Raw genomic sequence first — 2,518 nt, forward strand, 5'->3', positions numbered from 1 at the left:
GCATGCGTGCTGGAAATGCCAGTAGTTTTACGGGTGTCTGTGGGATCAAAATACGGTGCTCAACATTCTCAGGACTGGTGTGCGATTTGTAACCATATTCCTGGCTTACAGGTAGTCTTCCCTTCCACTCCTTACGATGCCAAGGGTATGCTTAATACTGCATTGGCAGGCAGTGATCCTGTGGTCTTCTTTGAAAGCCAACGCCTCTATGATATTGGTGAGCTTTTTGAAAAGGAAGTGCCAGAGGGATATTATGAAGTCCCATTTGGACCTCCTGCTCAACGCAGGGTTGGAAATGATGTGACCATTATCACTGTGGGTGCAACCATGTACCGGGCTTTAGAAGCTGCAGATATTCTTGAACAAAAATATGGAGTAACCGCGGATGTTTTTGATTGCCGCTCGATCACGCCATTGGATTACGAACCACTCGTTGAATCGGTTCGCAAGACCGGGAAGGTATTGCTTTCATCCGATGCTTGTGAGCGCGGATCTGTGATGCAGGATATTGCATCCAAATTAAGCCAGTTGGCTTTTGACGAGTTGGACGCTCCCCCCGTAGTGGTTGGATCGCGCAACTGGATAACACCCTGTGCTGAAGTGGAAGAGGATTTCTTTCCTCAACCCTCCTGGATGATTGATGCAATTCATCAAAATATCTTACCTTTGCCTGGTCATGTAATGACGACCAATCCCACAACTGGAGAAATGATTAAGCGTTACCGCGAAGGGGTATAAAATAATCGTTTCTAATATTTTGAGTTGCTTAGAAAAACATTCTGATAAAGTTGATACCTTTATTGGGGTATGCCATCATTTGGCTGCTCATCAGTATGTAACCGGGCATGGGGGGAACCTGGCGTGGAAACTTGAGGATGATGTCATCCTTATCACCCCAACCAAGCATAATAAGGGGGATGTAAGTCGCGATAATGTGGTTTTCATTAACCTGGCCGGGGATACAATCGAGGGCACAGTCAAACCAACGGGAGAGACACCGATGTATGTGAATTTCTTTCGCGAACGTCCGGATGTACAAGCTGTCCTGCATTGTCACCCACCGCATCTTAATGCCTTTGCGATTTCGGATTCCAAAAACTACCATATGCGTCCGCTTTTTCCCGAGACCATCACGGAGGTGGGGCCGGTGCCGGTGGTTCCCTATGGCGAACCGCTCACCCAAAAATTGGCCGATAATTTTCTTCCTTACCTGCAAAAGTATAATGGTTTCCTCATGGAGAATCATGGTTATGTATTTCTTACACCCTGGGATATTAAATGGGCTCAGATGTGCACCGACTTGTTGGAAATGACCGCCCTGCACATTATTCATGCCCGAAGTCTCGGGGGGAATATTAAGGAAATCGGATACGAAGATCTGAGGGACATGGGAAATATTATGAAGACTCGTGGACTTCCTCTTCCAGGAGCACCCGGTGAATGGTCCAGCCTTGAGGAAATGTACTACCCGGACGGTCCTTGCCCATCGTAATTATACGACCTGAATTTTATGTCTATTACAAAGATTGAACGTGCCAGGGAACTCGCTAAGCGTGCCCGTATATCTCATCATGGTGTCTATTTAACCGGACCGAATCAGGTCCAGGTATTGGAGGATGAATTGCCAACTGAATCGCTCAATGGGCAAAATTTTCTTCTCGCCAGTTTTGGAAATTGTCGTTGTGCATCGGACGCCAAGGCGATCCGTCAGTTTGATACCCATGCTAGGGTGCCCTCCGGTACAGATCGTATCGCTCTGGGGCACGAGACTTTGCAAATTGTTTTGGAAGCGCCAGAAGGTGCGAATGTAAAGCCGGGAGATGTGGTGGTCGTAACCCCAGGTCATGCAACCGAACCGATTGATCCTCTGACTTTTCAGCCCAGCGAAAGCGGAGTACTTTCCGCGTTGGGCTATTCATATCGATACTTGGGAGGGTTGCGTCAGTTTAATTTTGTCCCAGCCGGAGCACCCGTCTATGTCAAAGCCCAGGGGTTCGGGAACTTTTTCAACCCGGTCAATGCCGATGAAAAGACCAGCTTAATCACCCTGGCCCATGCCGAGCCTTTTGCCTGCAATTACGGCACCAATAAGCATATTTTTACCCTCGGAGAAAATGGTGAATTTAAGTACGGCGTACCTTCCCGTGCCATTGTTGCTTACCTGTCCGGCACCGCACGGATGGCGATGATCAACCTGACCATCGTGGCGAGTGTGCCCGATGAGGACCTGCCCCCGGTGGTTTATGTCACCGGATCTCAGGCTAAGTTGGATGAGATGGAAGAGTACGCGTTGATTAAGGATTTGCGTGCCCGTGGCACTCGGGTGGTCCTGATTGATCGAAAAGATCCAGACATCATTTCCAAGCTCACAGAATTTGGAAAACCGGTGGTGGTATGGACCAACTACGCATCTGCGGATACCTATGAGCAAGCCAGTGCAATCATGGCAGACGGTGGAAACCTAAACAGTTACGCTGGTGCAGTTGATCCTGATCTTACCTTTGATATGGCCATTGGG

Annotated in this window: 3 protein-coding genes; all 3 read left to right on the forward strand. The window is 48.5% G+C overall.

What is annotated here, in order from left to right; all coding sequences use genetic code 11:
• The coding region (locus tag ACKPQ4_RS02055; RefSeq protein WP_407679548.1) for an alpha-ketoacid dehydrogenase subunit beta at positions 1-738 on the forward strand (738 nt) is incomplete at its 5' end.
• Between the two features lie 19 nt (positions 739-757).
• A complete protein-coding gene (locus ACKPQ4_RS02060) occupies positions 758-1,492 on the forward strand; it encodes a class II aldolase/adducin family protein (protein WP_407679549.1) in 735 nt (244 codons plus the stop codon).
• 18 nt (positions 1,493-1,510) lie between these two features.
• Positions 1,511-2,518 (forward strand): MDR/zinc-dependent alcohol dehydrogenase-like family protein (locus ACKPQ4_RS02065; RefSeq protein ID WP_407679550.1); only part of this gene is annotated, 1,008 nt, incomplete at its 3' end.

It is taken from the genome of Candidatus Chordibacter forsetii, assembly GCF_964187505.1.
Taxonomy (GTDB): Bacteria; Verrucomicrobiota; Verrucomicrobiia; order Opitutales; family Seribacteraceae; genus Chordibacter; species Chordibacter forsetii.